The organism is Pseudomonas piscis, from assembly GCF_009380155.1.
In the GTDB taxonomy this organism is placed as follows: Bacteria; Pseudomonadota; Gammaproteobacteria; order Pseudomonadales; family Pseudomonadaceae; genus Aquipseudomonas; species Aquipseudomonas piscis.
On record NZ_WHUV01000001.1, the window covers coordinates 1,633,613 to 1,651,842 of the forward strand.

The 18,230-nt window shown below is 63.8% G+C and carries 16 protein-coding genes; 7 read left to right on the forward strand and 9 right to left on the reverse strand.

Annotated elements, in window-relative coordinates:
• Positions 1-156 precede the first annotated feature (156 nt).
• The 6 genes from rraA (at position 157) to GDH07_RS07860 (ending at position 4,570) form a co-directional block, all read left to right on the forward strand.
• On the forward strand, positions 157-648 hold the full coding sequence (gene rraA, locus GDH07_RS07835; protein WP_009042919.1) for a ribonuclease E activity regulator RraA: 492 nt from the start codon (positions 157-159) through the stop codon (positions 646-648).
• A 25-nt stretch (positions 649-673) separates the two neighbouring features.
• Positions 674-1,669, forward strand: coding sequence for a zinc transporter ZntB (locus tag GDH07_RS07840; protein ID WP_022643244.1), 996 nt, complete (start codon positions 674-676; stop codon positions 1,667-1,669).
• Between the two features lie 63 nt (positions 1,670-1,732).
• Entirely contained in the window at positions 1,733-1,978 is a 246-nt protein-coding gene (locus tag GDH07_RS07845; protein ID WP_022643245.1) for a hypothetical protein, read from the forward strand.
• Between the two features lie 2 nt (positions 1,979-1,980).
• Entirely contained in the window at positions 1,981-2,805 is an 825-nt protein-coding gene (locus tag GDH07_RS07850) for a mechanosensitive ion channel family protein (protein ID WP_022643246.1), read from the forward strand.
• A gap of 86 nt (positions 2,806-2,891) precedes the next feature.
• A complete protein-coding gene (gene sigX / locus GDH07_RS07855) occupies positions 2,892-3,482 on the forward strand; it encodes an RNA polymerase sigma factor SigX (protein ID WP_031321291.1) in 591 nt (196 codons plus the stop codon).
• A gap of 107 nt (positions 3,483-3,589) precedes the next feature.
• Positions 3,590-4,570, forward strand: coding sequence for an OmpA family protein (locus GDH07_RS07860; RefSeq protein ID WP_152897079.1), 981 nt, complete (start codon positions 3,590-3,592; stop codon positions 4,568-4,570).
• 68 nt (positions 4,571-4,638) lie between these two features.
• Here the strand turns inward: GDH07_RS07860 and cobA are convergent, their stop codons facing one another.
• From cobA to GDH07_RS07905, 8 genes are all read right to left on the reverse strand, one after another.
• Positions 4,639-5,379: a uroporphyrinogen-III C-methyltransferase gene (gene cobA, locus GDH07_RS07865; RefSeq protein ID WP_152897080.1), complete on the reverse strand. Its 741-nt coding sequence runs from the start codon at positions 5,377-5,379 to the stop codon at positions 4,639-4,641.
• 11 nt (positions 5,380-5,390) lie between these two features.
• Positions 5,391-8,108: a nitrate reductase gene (locus GDH07_RS07870; RefSeq protein WP_152897081.1), complete on the reverse strand. Its 2,718-nt coding sequence runs from the start codon at positions 8,106-8,108 to the stop codon at positions 5,391-5,393.
• Complete coding sequence (gene nirD / locus GDH07_RS07875) at positions 8,108-8,425, reverse strand: nitrite reductase small subunit NirD (RefSeq protein ID WP_053135907.1); 318 nt, start codon at positions 8,423-8,425, stop codon at positions 8,108-8,110. Before nirD ends, GDH07_RS07870 begins: the two co-directional genes overlap by 1 nt.
• Positions 8,422-10,875 (reverse strand): nitrite reductase large subunit NirB, encoded by a 2,454-nt coding sequence (nirB, locus tag GDH07_RS07880; protein WP_152897082.1) that lies wholly within the window; start codon positions 10,873-10,875, stop codon positions 8,422-8,424. The genes nirD and nirB overlap by 4 nt, the downstream gene beginning before the upstream one ends.
• Before the next feature lie 381 nt (positions 10,876-11,256).
• Positions 11,257-12,927, reverse strand: a complete 1,671-nt coding sequence (locus GDH07_RS07885; RefSeq protein WP_152897083.1) for a bifunctional protein-serine/threonine kinase/phosphatase — start codon at positions 12,925-12,927, stop codon at positions 11,257-11,259.
• 6 nt (positions 12,928-12,933) lie between these two features.
• Entirely contained in the window at positions 12,934-14,145 is a 1,212-nt protein-coding gene (locus GDH07_RS07890; RefSeq protein ID WP_152897084.1) for a nitrate/nitrite transporter, read from the reverse strand.
• Positions 14,146-14,378: 233 nt separating this feature from the next.
• Positions 14,379-14,954 carry an ANTAR domain-containing response regulator gene (locus GDH07_RS07900; protein ID WP_022643282.1) on the reverse strand — a complete coding sequence of 192 codons (576 nt, stop codon included), beginning with the start codon at positions 14,952-14,954 and terminating at the stop codon, positions 14,379-14,381.
• A 15-nt stretch (positions 14,955-14,969) separates the two neighbouring features.
• Positions 14,970-16,178, reverse strand: a complete 1,209-nt coding sequence (locus GDH07_RS07905) for a CmpA/NrtA family ABC transporter substrate-binding protein (protein ID WP_152897085.1) — start codon at positions 16,176-16,178, stop codon at positions 14,970-14,972.
• A 168-nt stretch (positions 16,179-16,346) separates the two neighbouring features.
• Here GDH07_RS07905 and GDH07_RS07910 point away from each other — a divergent pair, with 168 nt between their 5' ends.
• Positions 16,347-17,366, forward strand: a complete 1,020-nt coding sequence (locus tag GDH07_RS07910) for a quinone-dependent dihydroorotate dehydrogenase (RefSeq protein WP_152897086.1) — start codon at positions 16,347-16,349, stop codon at positions 17,364-17,366.
• A 136-nt stretch (positions 17,367-17,502) separates the two neighbouring features.
• Here GDH07_RS07910 and rmf read toward each other — a convergent pair whose 3' ends face one another.
• A complete protein-coding gene (gene rmf / locus GDH07_RS07915; protein WP_016965693.1) occupies positions 17,503-17,718 on the reverse strand; it encodes a ribosome modulation factor in 216 nt (71 codons plus the stop codon).
• Positions 17,719-18,230: the final 512 nt, after the last annotated feature.

Here is an 18,230-nt window from a genome sequence, read left to right on the forward strand (position 1 = left end):
CCGTTCTGTCGGCAGTCTTGCGAAAATGCCCGCCAGGTTGGTGGGCGGCCCGAGTGCGGTAGGCTAAACATCTGCCGATTGGGCTCGTATTTTCATTGCTGGCCCCGGAATGACCGACACCGTCGATCGTGTTCTTTCTGTTACAGGAGCTTCTCGATGAACCATTACCTTACTCCCGACCTGTGCGACGCCTACCCGGACCTGGTGCAGGTGGTCGAGCCCATGTTCAGCAACTTTGGCGGGCGCGATTCCTTTGGTGGCGAAATCGTCACCATCAAGTGCTTCGAGGACAACTCGCTGGTCAAGGAGCAAGTCGAGCTCAAGGGGCATGGCAAGGTGCTGGTGGTCGACGGTGGCGGTTCCCTGCGACGCGCCCTGCTGGGGGACATGCTGGCCGAGAAGGCAGCCAAGAATGGCTGGGAAGGCTTGGTGATCTACGGTTGCATCCGCGACGTGGATGTCATCGCCCAGACCGACCTCGGCGTCCAGGCCCTGGCCAGCCACCCGATGAAGACCGACAAGCGCGGTATCGGCGACCTCAACGTGGCCGTGACCTTTGCCGGGGTGACCTTCCGTCCGGGTGAATATGTTTACGCCGACAACAATGGCGTGATCGTTTCGCCCAGCCCGCTGAAAATGCCTGAATGACCAAGCGGCCAGAGAAGGGGTGAGGATGTTCGAGGAAGAAAACGCGCAGTGGGGGCTGGTGCATGCCCTGGTGCTGGATGGTAAAGGCGGTGCGCGTTCGATTGCCCGGACTGAGCTCGACGATCTGCAACTGCAGGCCCATGAGAGCCTGTGGTTGCATTGGGATCGCAGCCATCCGCAGACCCAGACCTGGTTGCGTCGCTCCAGTGGCTTGAGCGAGTTCAGTTGCGACTTGCTGCTGGAGGAAAATACCCGGCCACGCTTGCTGGCACTGCCTGATTCGGAACTGCTGCTGTTCTTGCGTGGCATCAATCTCAATCCGGGTGCCGAGCCTGAGGATATGGTCTCGGTGCGGATCTTCGCCAGCGCGCAGCGGGTGATTTCGCTGCGTTTGCGCCCCTTGCGAGCCACCGATGAGCTACTGGTGCAGTTGAGCGAGGGCAATGGCCCGAAAAGCGCCGCCGAGTTGCTCCTCTACATGGCCGAATACCTGACCCACAAGGTGCAGAACCTGGTCAGCGATCTCGCTGAAGTGGTCGATGATGAGGAAGAAAAACTGGATGCCGACGAACGGTATACCCCGGAGCATGGCAGCATTTTGCAGATTCGTCGTCGGGCTGCCGGACTGAAGCGGTTCCTGGCCCCGCAACGGGATATCTTCTCGCAGTTGAGCCGGATAAAACTGCCCTGGTTCGCTGCCGACGATGGCGACTACTGGAATGAATTGCACAACAGCCTGACCCGCTACCTGGAAGAGCTGGAACTGGCCCGGGAGCGCGTGGGGCTTGTGCTCGAGGCCGAGGATAGGCGTTTGAGCGTGCGCATGAATCGCACCATGTACCGCTTCGGCATCATTACCGGGATCTTCCTGCCGATGAGCTTTCTCACCGGGCTTTTGGGGATCAACGTCGGTGGTATTCCGTTCTCTGCCAGTCCCTATGGCTTCATCATCGCCTGCCTGTTGCTGGTGGCGGTGGCGCTGGGCCAATGGTGGCTATTCCGGCGTTTACGTTGGGTATGAAGAGGCTTCATGTGACCCGAATAAATCTGATCGCGTCTTTTTCAAACATCACCAGAGGTGCTTATGCACGATCCGTTTGAAGAGTCGCTGCGTGACATGCTCAAGGCCTCGCCATCCAGTCGCGATGACGACGCTTGCCTGGGCCGCGTATTGAAAACCGCCAACCGCCAAGTGGGGGCAGGGGACCTGTTCAGCCTGCTGGGTCGCTGGTTGCCGGCCTTGATGATCGCCCTGAATAACGGATCGGCCCATATAGCGCCGGTTTCTCGTCTTAAATCTACTGCTCGCACTGCTGATAAGGCTGATTGAATATGGAACTTGATCTCTGGACGCAGAGCCTCGTCACAGCGATGACCGCCTTGTGGACCAAGGTGGCGAACTTCATTCCGAACCTGTTCGGCGCATTGGTGGTGCTGTTGTTGGGCTTCGTGGTTGCGAAGCTGCTCGACACCCTGCTGTCCAAATTGCTGGCCAAGCTGGGGCTGGATCGGCTCATGGGTGGTACCGGCTTGACCAAATTGCTGTCCCGTGCGGGCTTGCAAGTTCCCATTTCGACCCTGATCGGCAAGATCGTCTACTGGTTCGTGCTGCTTATTTTTCTGGTTTCTGCTGCTGAATCCCTTGGCCTTGAGCGAGTTTCGGCTACGCTCGACATGCTTGCGTTGTATTTGCCGAAGGTTTTCGGCGCTGCGCTGGTGCTGTTGGTGGGGGTTCTGCTGGCGCAGCTGGCCAATGGGCTGGTGCGGGGCGCGGCGGAAGGCGTGGGGTTGGAGTATGCCAGCGGCGTGGGGCGGATCGCTCAGGGATTGGTGATCATCATCAGTATTTCCGTGGCGATCAGTCAGCTGGAGGTCAAGACCGACCTGCTCAACCATGTGATCGTGATCGTTTTGATTACCGTTGGTCTGGCAGTTGCGCTGGCGATGGGGTTGGGAAGCCGGGAAATTGCCGGTCAGATTCTTGCGGGAATCTATGTGCGTGAGTTGTACCAGGTGGGTCAACAAGTGCGTGTTGGCGAGGTTGAAGGCCAGATCGAGGAGATTGGCACGGTCAAAACTACATTGCTGACCGATGAGGGTGAGCTAGTCTCTCTCTCCAATCGGATCCTGCTGGAGCAGCATGTAAGTAGCCGCTAACCCGGCACCCTGCTAATGTATGCCGCCGCAAAATGCCCCTCGCCGGGCTGCGGTGGACACTGACCTGACTGTCGGCACGACTCGTTTTGAATAACACCCAAACGCTATCCACGCGCTATGACCCCCGCGAGCTCTCTGATGAGGAGTTGGTTGCGCGCTCACATACGGAGCTGTTTCACGTAACACGCGCCTATGAAGAGTTGATGCGACGCTATCAGCGAACCCTATTTAATGTTTGTGCGCGTTATCTGGGGAACGATCGGGATGCCGATGATGTCTGTCAGGAAGTGATGTTGAAGGTGCTGTATGGCCTTAAGAACTTTGAGGGCAAATCGAAGTTCAAAACCTGGCTATACAGCATCACGTACAATGAATGCATCACGCAGTATCGCAAGGAGCGACGCAAGCGGCGGTTGATGGATGCTTTGAGCCTTGATCCCCTCGAGGAGGCGTCTGAAGAGAAGGCGCCGAAACCTGAGGAGAAGGGCGGACTTGACCGCTGGTTGGTGCATGTGAACCCGATCGATCGGGAAATCCTGGTGCTGCGTTTTGTCGCAGAACTGGAGTTTCAGGAGATCGCAGACATCATGCATATGGGTTTGAGTGCTACAAAAATGCGTTACAAACGTGCTCTTGATAAATTGCGTGAGAAATTTGCAGGCATTGCTGAAACTTAGTTCGGCGCAAATATCTCTTACGTCTAGGTGAGTTCTGATAGACTTACCGCCGAGTTGTCCCCCGGTATGTGGGACTGCTTTACAATCACCAGATGGGGATTTAACGGATGAAACTGAAAAACACCTTGGGCATTGCCATTGGTTCTATTGTTGCCGTGACTTCGTTCGGCGTTCTGGCGCAAGGCCAAGGCGCGGTCGAGGGTGAACTGTTTTACAAAAAACAGTACAACGACAGCGTTAAGCACATCGAAGATGGCTTCAACCCAGGCGCCCGTATTGGTTACTTCTTGACCGACGACCTGTCGTTGGACCTGAACTACGACAAGACCAACCACACCCGTTCCAACGACGGTACTGGCAACCAGAAGATCAAAGGTGACACCACCAGCCTGCTGGCCACCTACCACTTCGGCCAAGCTGGCGTGGACTCCCTGCGTCCATACGTTTCCGGTGGTTTCGGTCACCAGAGCCGTAGCAACGTAGCAGCTGATGGTCACGGCGGTCGCGACAAGACTACCCAGGCCATCATCGGTACTGGTGTTAAGTACTACTTCACCGACAACCTGTTCGCCCGTGCTGGCGTTGAAGCCGACTACGGCATGGACAACGGCAAGTGGGACTACGCTGCCCTGGTTGGTCTGGGTGTGAACTTCGGCGGCAACGCCGGTAAAGTCGCTCCAGCTCCAGTAGCTCCAGCTCCGGCTCCAGAGCCAGCTCCAGAAGCTCCAGTTGCTGAAGTCGTACGTGTTGAGCTGGACGTGAAGTTCGACTTCGACAAGTCGGTCGTCAAGCCTAACAGCTACGCTGACATCAAGAACCTGGCTGACTTCATGAAGCAGTACCCACAGACCACCACCGTTGTTGAAGGTCACACTGACTCCGTCGGTCCTGACGCTTACAACCAGAAGCTGTCTGAGCGTCGTGCAAACGCCGTTAAGCAAGTACTGGTTAACCAGTACGGCGTTGGCGCTGAGCGCGTTCAGTCCGTTGGTTACGGTGAGTCCCGCCCAGTTGCCGACAACGCAACTGAAGCTGGTCGTGCTGTTAACCGTCGCGTAGAAGCCTCGGTAGAAGCTCAAGCTAAGTAATTAGCCTGTCAGCTTGGAAAAACCCGGCCTAGGCCGGGTTTTTCTTTGCCCGGATTTTGTCCTGGGCCTCAGGCCTGGAGCAGGCGGGTGGCGCTGGTACCGCCAGTTGCCGCTACTGCGCCGATCACCAGGATCGCCGGGCTCTTGAGCCTGAAATCCAGGGCATCCTGCTGCATATTCCCCAGCATGCTGCGACATTCCCGCTGCTCTGGCAGCGAGGCGTTCTCGATCATCGCCACCGGTGTCCAATCCGGCATGCCAGCGGCGCGCAACTGTTCGCCGATCTCTGTCAGTTTCGCCACTCCCATGTAGATCACCAGGGTCGTTCCGCCCTGGGCCAGTGCCTGCCAGTCCAACGGGCTGTCGTCCTGGGTATGGGCGGTGAGTAACGTCACGCCGCGGGCCACGCCACGCAAGGTCAGGGAAATATCGCAACTGGTGGCACCGGCCAGGCCGGCGGTGATGCCGTTCACCAACTCCACCTCGATGCCGTGCTCCCGGAGCCACTGGGCTTCTTCGCCACCGCGTCCGAAAATGCATGGATCGCCACCCTTGAGGCGAACCACGCAATGGCCTTGGCGGGCATAACGCAGCATCAGGCGATGGATGAAGGCCTGGGGCGTGGAACGACAGCCGCCACGCTTGCCCACCGCGATCACCCGCGCTCCGGGACAGTGTTGCAAGACGGCACTGTTGACCAAGTCATCGATCAGTACCACATCGGCCTCGCCCAGGGCGCGTACCGCCTTGAGCGTCAGCAGCTCCGGGTCGCCAGGACCCGCGCCGACCAGCCAGACTTTTGCACTCATGGGAATTCCTCTCACACAGGGATGGCCAAAGGTTGCGCCGCAGTGGCCAGGAGACGCTTGATCTCCGGCACGCAGGAGCCGCATTGGCTGCCGCAACCCAGTTGTTGTCGCAGTTGCCCCAGATCCAGGCCGGCGGCGATGCCGGCTTGCACGGCGCGATAACCGACGTTCTTGCAGTTGCACAAGGTGCGGTCCGCAGGCTCGCCCAGGCCGCAGGCTTGCGGTGGCGTGCTCAGGGGGGCCAACAGCCAGCGGCGCAGTTGTTCGTCGGCACGTCCTTCGAGCCAGAGCTGCTGCAACCAATGCCGGGCGAGGGTTTCCCCGGCCAGGCGGATGGCTGTGATCCGCTGCTGCTCGATACGCACCCGCTTGCCGATGGCCCGGCGCGGATCGTCATAGGCCAGCACCGGGCCGGCATCCAGCCCCAGGTGCTGGTCGATGGCCGCAAGCAGCTGGGGTTCCGGCGCCTGCAGGTGGGCGGCGCGAATCACCAAGGCCGGGCGCTCGCGGCCGGTCAGGGCGAGGCTGACATAGGCCAGGGACTCGCACAGCGGGCGCAGGGCCTGGAAGCGGGCCTGTACATCGCCTTCGACCAGGGCGAACAGTTGCCACGGCAAGTGCACCGGCTCCAGGCGCACGCCGCTGTGCTTGAGCTCCGGTTGCTTGGATAGCGGGTCGAAGGCCGGTTGGGTGACGGCATTGATTCCGCCCTTGAGGAAGCGATCGCCCCAATGCATCGGCAAGAACGCCTGGCCCGGGCGCACGCTGTCATCGCCGGTCACGGGCACTATCACGCTGCCGCGTCGGCTCTTGAGGCTCACCAGGTCGCCGTCTTGCAGGCGCTGGCGGCGCAGGTCATCCGGATGCAGGCTCAGCAGCGCCTCGCCGACATGGCCGAACGCCTGCGCTGCGGTGCCGGTACGGCTCATGCCGTGCCATTGGTCCCGCAGCCGGCCGGTGATCAGGGTCAGGGGAAAGCGCGCCTCGCGCTGCTCCCGGGCCGCTACGTAGGGATCGCTGATAAAGCGTGCGCGCCCCGTGGGCGTGGGGAACACGCCGTCGCCATACAGGCGTGCCGTGCCGTGGTCGGCGCCCTCTGGAAATGGCCACTGCTGCGGGCCAAGCCGGTCGAGCAGTTCGAAGCCGAGGCCGGACAGATCCAGGTCGCGCCCCCGGGTCAGGCCCTTGTATTCATCGAACAGCTGGCTGGCACTCCCGAAGGCGAACAGGCTGGGCAGCCCGGGACGCAGGCGGCGCTCCAGGCGTCGGGCGAAATCCAGGGTGATCGCCCAATCCGCACGAGCTTCTCCAGGCGGCGGCACCGCTTGGCGCACATGGGAAACCCGGCGCTCGGAGTTGGTCACCGAGCCTTCTTTTTCCCCCCAGCTGGCCGCTGGCAGCAAGAGGTCGGCGAAAGCCGCCGTTTCCGTGGTGGCGAAGGCCTCTTGCAGGACCACGAAGGGACACTCGAGCAAAGCCGCGCGTACGCGATTCTGGTCGGGCAGCGATTGGGCCGGGTTGGTGCAGGCGATCCACAGCGCCTTGATCCGTCCGCTGTGCAATTGCTCGAACAGTTCGATAGCGCTCAGCCCGGGTGTCTCCGGCAGGCGCTCAACGCCCCAGTAGCTGGCGACTTCGGCGCGGTCTCCGGGATTGGCGGCTTCCCGGTGGCCCGGCAGCAGGTTGCTCAGGCTGCCGGTTTCCCGACCGCCCATGGCATTGGGCTGGCCGGTGAGGGAGAAGGGCCCAGCGCCGGGCCGGCCAATCTGCCCGGTGGCCAGGTGCAGGTTGATCAGCGCGCTGTTCTTGGCGCTGCCGGCGCTGGACTGGTTCAGGCCCATGCACCACAGCGACAGGAAGCTCGGCGCGGTGCCGATCCATTGGGCGCACTGCTGCAGTTGCTCGATACCGATGCCGCACAGCTGCGCCACCATGGCCGGGGTGTAGTCGCGCACCAGGGCCTTGAGTTCGGCCAGGCCCTCGGTATGGGCCTGGATGAAATCCCGGTCGATCCAGTCCTCCCACAACAGCAGATGCAGGATGCCGTGGAACAGCGCGACATCGGTGCCCGGCAGGATCGCCAGGTGCAGGTCGGCCAGGTCGCAGGTGTCGGTGCGCCTGGGGTCGATGACGATGACCTTCATCGTCGGGCGTTGGTTCTTGGCCTGTTCCAGGCGGCGAAACAGCACCGGGTGGGCATAGGCCATGTTGCTGCCGACGATCATCACGCAATCGCTCTGCTCCAGGTCCTCGTAGTTGCACGGTGGTGCATCGGCTCCCAGGCTGCGCTTGTAGCCCACCACCGCCGAAGACATGCACAGCCGCGAGTTGCTGTCGATGTTATGGGTGCCCACCAACGCCCGGGCCAGCTTGTTGAAGGCGTAGTAGTCCTCGGTCAGCAGTTGTCCGGAAAGGTAGAACGCCACGCTGTCCGGGCCGTGCTCGGCGATGGTTCGGGCAAAGACTTCGGCGGCGTGGTCCAGGGCACTGTCCCAATCGCAGCGGCTGCGAGCCAGGGCCTTGCCCAGGCGCAACTGCGGGTACAGCGCGCGGGCCGCCGGGTCGCCGGTCAGGTGCAGGCTGGCGCCCTTGCTGCACAGTCGGCCGAAGTTCGCCGGGTGCGCCGGATCGCCGCTGACCCCGAGGATCTGCCGGCCATCGTGCTCGATCAGCACGCCGCAGCCGACCCCGCAATAGCAACAGGTCGAGGCGGTGCTCTGGCGCTCCATCACCCGGCATCCCGCAGGGCCAGTTGCACCCGGCCGCTGGCGACCCGGGCCGCGTGCTGGTGGGCGCAACCGACATCCGGCGCCTGGGCCTGACCCGATTGCAGGTCGATCTGCCAGTTGTGCAGCGGACAGGCCACCCGCTTGCCGTGGATCAGGCCCTGGGACAGCGGCCCACCCTTGTGCGGGCAGCGATCGTCGAGGGCGAACACCTGGTCGTCGCTGGTGCGGAAAATCGCGATATCGCCCCGGGGCCCCTTGATGATGCGCGAGCCCAGGATGTTGATGTCTTCCAGGGCGCAGATATCCAGCCAGTTCATGCCGGCACCTCCAGTTGCTTGACGGGGATGGTCTCGTACTCTTTTTTCAGCAGCGGCTCGGCCAGCCGCTGCTGCCAGGGGTCCTGCTCGAAGGACAGGGAAAACTGCAGGCGTTCGTTGAGCGCCTGGCGCCGCTGCGGGTCTTCCAGTACGGCGCGTTTCACGTGTTCCAGGCCGACCCGCTCCAGGTAGTGCACGGTGCGCTCCAGGTAGAAGGCTTCCTCGCGGTACAGCTGGAGGAAGGCGCCGTTGTACTCGCGCACCTCGTCGGCGGTCTTGAGCTTGACGAAGAACTGCGCGACCTCGGTCTTGATCCCGCCGTTGCCGCCGATATACATCTCCCAGCCGGAGTCGACGCCGATGATGCCCACGTCCTTGATCCCGGCTTCCGAGCAGTTGCGCGGGCAGCCGGAGACGGCCAGCTTGACCTTGTGCGGCGCCCACATGTTGAACAGGTCGTGCTCCAGGTCGATACCCAGCCGGGTCGAGTCCTGGGTGCCGAAGCGGCAGAATTCGCTGCCAACGCAGGTCTTCACAGTGCGGATGGATTTGCCGTAGGCATGGCCGGACGGCATGTCCAGGTCCTTCCACACTCCCGGCAGGTCTTCCTTGCGGATGCCCAGCAAGTCGATGCGCTGGCCGCCGGTGACCTTGACCATGGGCACCTGGTACTTGTCCGCCACGTCGGCGATGCGCCGCAGCTCGGACGGGTTGGTCACGCCGCCCCACATCCTCGGCACCACCGAGTAGGTGCCGTCCTTCTGGATGTTGGCGTGGGCCCGCTCGTTGATCAGGCGCGACTGTGGGTCGTCCTTGGCCTCGCCCGGCCAGGTGGAGATCAGGTAGTAGTTCAGGGCCGGACGGCAGGTGGCGCAGCCGTCCGGGGTACGCCAGTCCATGAAACGCATGGCGTTGCCCAGGGTGATCAGGTGGTGCTCGCGGATCGCCTGGCGCACCTGGCCATGGGTGAGGTCGCTGCAGCCGCAGATGGCCTTCTCGCTCTTGGGCTTGACGTCCGCCGCGCCGCCCACGGTGCTGATCAGGATCTGTTCCACCAGCCCGGCGCAGGAGCCGCAGGAGCTGGCGGCCTTGGTGTGCTTTTTCACCTCGTCGACGCTGAACAGGCCGTTCTCCTGGATGGCCTTGACGATGGTGCCTTTGCATACGCCATTGCAGCCGCAGACTTCGGCGCTGTCGGGCATGTTCGCCGCGCTGTTCTGGCCCTGGTGGCCAACGTCGCCCACGCTGTTCTCGCCGAACATGAGGTGGTCGCGGATCTCGCCGACGTTATGGTTCTCGCGGATCTGCCGGAAGTACCAGCCGCCGTCGGCGGTGTCGCCATACAAGCAGGCGCCCACCAGCACGTCGTCCTTGATCACCAGCTTCTTGTACACCCCGCCGATGGGGTCGGCGAGGGTGATGGTCTCGGTGCCTTCGCCGCCCATGAAGTCGCCGGCGGAGAACAAATCGATCCCGGTGACCTTGAGCTTGGTCGACGTGACCGAGCCCTGGTAGCGGGCGAAACCCAGCTGGGCCAGGTGATTGGCGCAGACCTTGGCCTGCTCGAACAGCGGCGCCACCAGACCATAGGCGATGCCGCGATGGCTGGCGCATTCGCCGATGGCATAGATGCGTGGGTCGTAGGTCTGCAGGGTGTCGTTGACCAGGATCCCGCGATTGCATGGCAGGCCGGCACGTTCCGCCAGTTCGGTATTGGGCCGGATGCCGGCCGCCATGACTACGAGGTCGGCGGGCAGGATGTCGCCGTTCTTGAGCCGTACCGAGCCGACCCGACCGTTGCCGGCATCGAGCAGCGCCTGGGTCTGCTCGCTCAGGCGGAACTTCAATCCGCGGCTTTCCAGGGCGCCTTGCAGCAGCTGGGCGCTGGTCTGGTCCAGCTGGCGCTCGAGCAGCCATTCCCCCAGGTGCACCACGGTCACTTCCATGCCGCGCAGCTTCAGGCCGTTGGCGGCCTCCAGGCCCAGCAGGCCTCCACCGATCACCACGGCATGGCGGTGGGTCCTGGCGGTGTCGATCATCACCTGGGTGTCGGCGATGTCCCGGTAGCCGATCACGCCCTGCAGATCGTTGCCGGGAATCGGCAGGATGAAGGGCGTGGAGCCGGTGGCGATCAGCAGGCGATCGTATTCGGCCTCGGTGCCGTCGTCGGCGATCACCCGGCGCCGGATACGGTCGATCTGCACCACCTTGCGGTTGAGCAGCAGCTTGATGCCGTGCTCCTGGTACCAGCCAAGGTCGTTGAGGATGATGTCCTCGAACTGCTGTTCGCCGGCCAGCACCGGCGACAGCAAGATACGGTTGTAGTTGGCGTGGGGCTCGGCACCGAAGACGGTGATGTCGTACAGCTCCTCGCTCAGCTTGAGCAGTTCCTCCAGGGTGCGGACCCCGGCCATGCCATTGCCGATCATCACCAGCTTGAGTTTTTTCATGGGCTCCTCCGGGAGCGCAGGCAGGGCTTGGGCCTGGCTCGACAAAATGCGCGCAAACAAAAAAGGCGTCCCGTCAGTGGCCTGACGAGGACGCCTTTGTCCGATCCCGTTCTCTCGGGAAGCCTGCCTTCGTCGTTGAAGGCCGGGCTTTATGTCTGTTGCCAGGAGCAATGCAGCGCCTGTGCCAAGTTACCGAGACCGCGTATTTGCATGCTGCCCAGGCAGCTGTTCGCGCTACCGGGGCAGTTTCTGCACCGAATTGACGCGTCCTGCCCCGTTTCGATACCGGCCATTTCCACTCCCACGTGGCCGCTGCCGAGCCTGTGAGGCTGCGACAAGGCCCGCAGGGCCTTCATCGCCGGGTCATGCGCAACCAAGGCCTCAGCCGCGCAGCACCAGCCACAGCAGCACCAGGTTGAGCAGCACGGCGGCCAGGGCGAGTCCGCGCCAGACCTTCAGCGGCTCGCGTTCCAGCAGTGGCCGGGGCCGGCTGTGCAGGCTGCGGCGTTCACCCTGTTCCAGCGCCAGCAGCCACTGCTCGGCAGTTTCGTAGCGCTGCTGTGGTTGGGCGCAGACTCCGCGCTCCAGGCTCTCCTCCAGCCATTGCGGCAAGTCCGGGCGGTAGCGTCCTGGGCTGGTCGGCAGGCCGAAGCGCGGGCGCTGGAAGGCTTCGACCTCGCCATGGGGATAGTGCCCGGTCAGCAGGAAGTACAAGCACACGCCCACGGCGTACAGGTCTTGCCCGGGGCCGGGAGGTTCGCCAGCGAAGGCTTCCGGGGCGATGAAGCTCGGGGTGCCGGGCAGCAGGTGTTGCGGGTCCACCGTCAATCCGGGGCAGTAGGCCAGGCCGAAATCCAGGATGCGCAGTTCGCCATCCTCGCCCAGCAGCAGGTTCTCCGGCTTGAGGTCGCGGTGCACGATCTGCCGCCGATGCAGCAGGCCCACCGCCCGCAGCAGGCGTTCGGCCAGGGCCTGCCACTGGTCCAGGGGCAGGGTGCCGTGCTGTTGGAACAACTGCGCCAGGGTCCGTCCCGGATATTCGCGCATCAGGTAGTACAGGTGCTGGCGCGAGCTGCCGCCATGTACTTGGGGAAAGTGCCGGCCGGCGACCCGACGCAGCAGCCATTCTTCGGCCAGCAGTGCCTGGCAGGCCGGCAGGTCATCGTGCAGGGCGCCGGGCAGGGTCTTGAGCAGCCAGGCCTGATCTTGCTCGTCGCGCACCCGATACAGCAGCGACTGCCGGCTCTGGCCCAGCAGCGACTCGACCTGCCAGCCCTCGAACATCTGGCCGGGCTTCAGTGGCGGCGGCAGGGGCCATTGCTGCAGGTGCAGCAGGGCATCGCCGATGCTCTGTTCACCCAGGGCATCGACCCGTACCAGCAGGGCGCTGGCATTGTCCTGGCTGCCGGCCAGGTGGGCGGCGCTGACCAGGGTCCGGGTGGCGCTCTCCGGGTCTGGTTGGTCGTGCAGGATCGCCGCGATGGCGGTGTCGCTCAGGGTGGCCCAGACCCCGTCGCTGAGCAGCAGGAAGCTCTCGCCCTGGCGCAGTTCCCCGTCGAGGAAGTCCAGCACCAGGTGCTGGTCCAGCCCCAGGGCGCGCTTGAGCACATGCTGCATGCCTGGCTGCTCCCAGACATGATCTTCGCTGATGCGCTGCAAGCGTTGCTGGTGCCAGCGGTAGACCCGGCAGTCGCCGACGTGGGCCAGGGTGAAGCGCCGCCCGCGCAGCACCAGGGCGCTGAGGGTGGTGAGCAGCGGTTGGCCGCCACCATTGGCCTGCAGCCAGCGATTCTGTGCGTTCAGCAGGCGCTCCAGGGACTCGGCCACGCCCCAGGTTTCTGGTGTCGCATAGTAGTCCAGGGCCAGCGCCTGCAAGCTGGAACGGGCTGCCAGGCCACCATCGGCGCACTGGCTGACACCGTCGGCAATGGCGAACAGCAGGCCCTTGCTCGCGGCCAGGACCGGCTCCGGGGTCACTCGGCGCAGGGCATCCTGGTTCTCGGTCCGGGGGCCGGTGGCGCTGGCCTGGGCGTGGCTCAGTTGCAGGGCCATGCAGTGTCAGACCCGGGCCGCGGTCACGGCAGCCGAGCCCCAGGTGGTGCGCCAGCGACGCTTGACCCCATGCAGGCCGAACCAGGCCAGCAAGCCCAGGCTGGCGAACAACCACAGCGCCAGCTGGTAGCTGCCGGTGCCTTGCTTGATCGCCCCCATGCCGGCCGCCAGGGCGAAACCGCCGATGCCGCCGGCCATGCCGATCAGCCCGGTCATCACGCCGATTTCCCGCCGAAAGCGCTGCGGCACCAGCTGGAACACCGCGCCATTGCCCGCTCCCAGGCCGAGCATGGTGCAGACGAACAGCGCCAGGGCGGCGTAGGAGCTGGGTAGGTTGAAACCCACCGCGGCGATGCAGACCGCCGCCACGCTGTACATCGCCAGCAAGGTGCGGATGCCGCCGAAGCGGTCCGCCAGGGCCCCGCCCAGGGGGCGCATCAGGCTGCCGCCGAAGACACAGGCCGCGGTGTAGTAGCCGGCCGTCACCGGGCTCAGCCCGTACTGGTCGTTGAAGTAGCCGGGCAGGGCGCTGGCCAGGCCGATGAAGCCGCCGAAGGTGACGCTGTAGAAGAACATGAACCACCAGCTGTCGCGGTCGCCCAGGGCCTTGAGGTAGTCCGCCATGGACTTGGCCCGGGGCCGTTCGGGGGCGTTTTGCGCGAGCCAGGCGAACAGCACCAGGGTCAGCAGCAGCGGGATCAGGGCGAAGCCGAACACATTGCTCCAGCCATAGGCCGCGGCCAGCGCCGGGGCCAGCAGCGCGGCGAACACCGTGCCGGAGTTGCCCGCGCCGGCGATGCCCATGGCCTTGCCCTGGTGCTGCGGCGGATACCACTGCGAGGCCAGGGGCAGGGCCACCGCGAACGATGCGCCGGCCATGCCCAGGAACACTCCCAGCAGCAGGGCCTGCTGGTAGCTGTGGACCCCTAGCGTCCAGGCGCCGAACAACGCGCCGATGACGATCGCCTGGCCGATCAGGCCGGCGGTCTTGGGGGACAGGCGATCGGCCAGCAGGCCCATGGCGAAGCGCAGCACCGCGCCGGCGAGGATCGGCGTGGCCACCATCAGGCCGCGCTGCTGGGTGGTCAGCTGCAGGTCGCTGGCGATCTGTACCGCCAGTGGTCCCAGCAGGTACCAGACCATGAAACTCAGGTCGAAATAGAGAAAGGCCGCGAACAGGGTCGGGGCATGGCCGGATTTCCAGAAGCTTGAACTCATCGCGCACCTCGGCTGACAGCAATCGTGAAAGTGGTCATGGGCTTTGAGGGGGTGCGCCACGCCGGCCGCACCACCAGCCCCGTGCAGTGGGGCCAGAACGAAAAGACGCCGGCACCCGGCTCGCGGTGGGCGAGCAGGATGCGCGACGTCTTTGTCGTGGGTGGGGCAACCGCCGTTGGTTACCGATGCTTATCCGATAGCAAGAGCCGGGCCAATCGCCGCCAGGGGCGGGGTCAGCCCAGCAGTTCCTGCATGGCGATGATCTGCTCCGCCACCTGGATCAGCTTCTGCTGCCGGCTCATGGCCTGGCGGCGCATCAGGGTGTAAGCCTGCTCCTCGTCGCAGGCCTTCATCTTCATCAGTAGCCCTTTGGCCAGTTCGATGCGCTTGCGCTCCGCCAGTTGCTGGTCCCGGGCCTGCAACTGGGCGCGCAGGGCCTGGTCGCTCTCGAAGCGGGCCATGGCCACATCGAGGATCGGTTGCAGGCGCTGGACCTGGATGCCTTCGACTATGTAGGCGCTGACCCCGGATTTGATCGCCTGGCGCATCACGCCCGGGTCGTGCTCGTCGGTGAACATCACGATGGGCCGGGGCTGGTCGCGGCTGACCAGCACCACTTGCTCCATGACGTCGCGCCCCGGTGACTCGGTATCGATCAGGATCACGTCCGGACGCACCGCTTCGACGCGTCCGGGCAGGTCGATGGTCAGGCCGGATTCGTCGATGACTTCGAAGCCGGCCTCGCTGAGGGCCGCCTTGAGCCGCCCGACTTTCTTCGCGGTGTCGTTGATCAGCAAGATTCGCAGCATGTTCGCAGGCTCCGCTCAGTGCCGGGCGCAGAGGGCTGGGGTGTCGTTCAGGGCGTGCAGGTGGAAGCTGCGGGCATAGGCGGCCGGTTGTGAGCCGTCCCAGACCTTGCCATCGATCAACTGGCTGCTGCGCATCTGCGGGCCGCAGGCGATGCCCAGGGCTGTCGCTGCTTCGCGGTAGAGCTGCACTTGCTGTACCTGGCGTGCCACGGCCAGGTAGTCCGGGTCTTCGCGCAGCAGGCCCCAGCGGCGGAACTGGGTCATGAACCACATGCCGTCTGATAGATAGGGCTGGTTCACCGCGCCATGCTGGTGAAAGCGCAGGGCATGGGGATCCTGCCAGCGATGGCCGAGGCCGTCGGCGTAGTCGCCCAGCAGTCGTGGTTCGATGCAGGCAAGCGGCGCGTCGAGGTAGTCGCTGGCGCTCAGTAGCCGGGCGGTGCCTCGACGGTTCTCCAGGCTTTGCTCGATGAAGCGGCTGGCCTCCAAGACGGCCATCACCAGGGCTCGGGCGGTGTTGGGGTAGTGCTCGGCGAAGGTTCGGGTGCAGCCCAGGACCTTTTCCGGATGATCCGGCCAGATCGCCTGGCTGGTGGCCAGGGTGAAGCCCAGGTCTTGCTGCACCGCGCTGGCGCTCCAGGGTTCGCCGACGCAGAAGCCGTCGATGCGCCCTGCCTGCAGGTGGGCCACCATCTGCGGCGGCGGTACCACCACGCTGTCCACGTCCTGCAGCGGATGGATGCCCTGGCTGGCCAGCCAGTAGTACAGCCACAGGGCGTGGGTGCCGGTGGGAAAGGTCTGGGCGAAAGTCAGGCGCGCCCGGCTTTGGTGCACATGGCGCTCCAGTGCTTCAGGGCTGGTCACCTCGAGGGCTTGCAGCCCCGGCGACAGGTTGATGCTCTGGCCGTTCTGGTTCAGGCCCATGAGTACCGCCATGGGGCAGGGGCTGGTACCGCCGATGCCCAGGTGCACGGCGTAGACCAGGCCGTACAGGCTGTGGGCGGCGTCCAGTTCGCCGCTTACCAGTTTGTCCCGCAGGCTGGACCAGGAGCTCTGGCGCTTGAGGTTCAGGGTCAGGCCGTGGGGCTGGGCGAACCCCTGGGTGGCGGCGACTACCAGCGATGCGCAATCGGTCAGGGCCATGAAGCCCAGGTCCAGTTCGGGCTTTTCCGGGGCATCGCTACCGTTGACCCAGGCCAGCGCTGGGCGAAGGTGTTCAGTCATGGGGCTACCTTGCGTGAAGGACCTGGCCTTGGCCCGGGAGGATGGCGAAGCAGCAGGTGCAAGGCATATGCCAGCGCTGGTCGGATTTGCCGATGCGCCTCGCCTGTGGGGCCCGGGCCCGGCTATAATCGCTGCCCCATTTCGCTGTCCACCGAGTCCATCGCGCCCATGTATAACCTGGCCCGCCAGCTGCTGTTCAAACTCTCCCCGGAAACCTCCCACGATCTGTCCCTGGACCTGATCGGCGCGGGCGGGCGTCTGGGCCTCAACGGCTTGCTGTGCAAGGCTCCGGCATCAAAGCCGGTGACGGTCATGGGCCTGGAGTTCGCCAACCCGGTGGGGCTGGCCGCCGGCCTGGACAAGAACGGCGCGGCCATCGATGGCTTCTCCCAGCTGGGTTTCGGTTTCGTCGAGATCGGCACCGTCACCCCGCGCCCGCAGCCAGGCAACCCCAAGCCACGGATCTTCCGCCTGCCGGAGGCCGAGGGCATCATCAACCGCATGGGTTTCAACAACCTGGGGGTCGATAACCTGCTGGCGCGGGTCTCCGCCGCCAAGTACCGGGGCGTGCTGGGGATCAACATCGGCAAGAACTTCGATACCCCGGTGGAGCGGGCGGTGGACGACTACCTGATCTGCCTGGACAAGGTCTATTCCCGGGCCAGCTACATCACGGTCAACGTCAGCTCACCCAACACTCCGGGCCTGCGCAGCCTGCAATTCGGCGAGTCCCTCAAGCAGCTGTTGGCCGCCCTGGGCCGGCGCCAGGAGGAATTGACCGCGATCCATGGCAAGCGTGTGCCGCTGGCGATCAAGGTCGCTCCGGACATGAGCGATGAAGAAACCGTGGAAGTGGCCCGTGCCCTGCTGGAGGCGGGCATGGATGCGGTGATCGCCACCAACACCACCCTCAGCCGTGAAGGCGTCGAAGGCCTGGAGCATTGCGACGAGGCCGGTGGCCTGTCCGGTGCGCCGGTGCGGGAGAAGAGCACCCATACGGTCAAGGTCCTGGCTTCCGAGCTGGCCGGTCGCCTGCCGATCATCGCGGTGGGCGGCATCACCGAAGGCAAGCATGCAGCCGAGAAAATCGCCGCCGGCGCGAGCCTGGTGCAGCTGTATTCGGGGTTCATCTATAAAGGACCGGCGCTGATTCGCGAATCGGTGGATGCCATCGCGGCGATGGGCTGAGGCATCGGCGGACTTTTGCGGCGGCAATAAAAAGGGCTCCTTGAAGGAGCCCCTGGGCCGAAGCCCGCCGCCCGGATGGGGCGCGCGTGGTTAAATCGTCATCTATTCAAGTTTTAGGTGTCGGAATGTGCCCTGATCAGCCGACAGCGCGAAGTTCGTTGAGTCTGTGTATACCCGCAGTGCCTGTCATACCGTCCCAGTTGTCGCCGCGTCCTTCGCGCCAGCCGTTGATCCAGGCTTGGCGTACCGACGGTAGAGTAAATGGGCAAAGCTCACGGGACTTGCCATTAACGCCATACTGATATCCGCGTAAAAACGCTCTTTCCAACGGATCACGCTTTAGTCTTCTCATAGGGTGTTTCCCTCACTTGTTGACTGTATATGTCCCGTCGACCTTCGTTGAGGTCGGGCAGATCGGTTCTGCCGTTGGTGCTCGCTGCCGGCGTCGCGAGCCTTGATGTCGACGCCGTTGCGGCGCCAACCTGTGTTGAGTTCTAACCAATAGGTCACAGCAAGTGAATGATCGTTTTGTCATAAGAACGTAACCATAATGCTGTCCAGGCCATAAGCCAGAGCGGTTTTTGCACGGTCTCCTTGGAGCAAAGCCTGCTGTGATCAGGCCTCTACTAGATGATGAGGTTAATGCTTTAGTGAGAATGTCGAACGGTTGCACTCAACTACTATTCGACGAAGGGTAGACTTATGTCATTTTGTTGCCCTGACTTTTCATCTGCCCCGGCCTCTAAGCTCTTTTGTCCTGCAAGAAAGCCTGCCCGCCGGGGTGGGACGGCACGTTGCGTGCCACACGAGCGCTCTTGAAGAAAAGCGCTTGATTAAAAACCGAGCGGGCGATGCGTTGCCCGT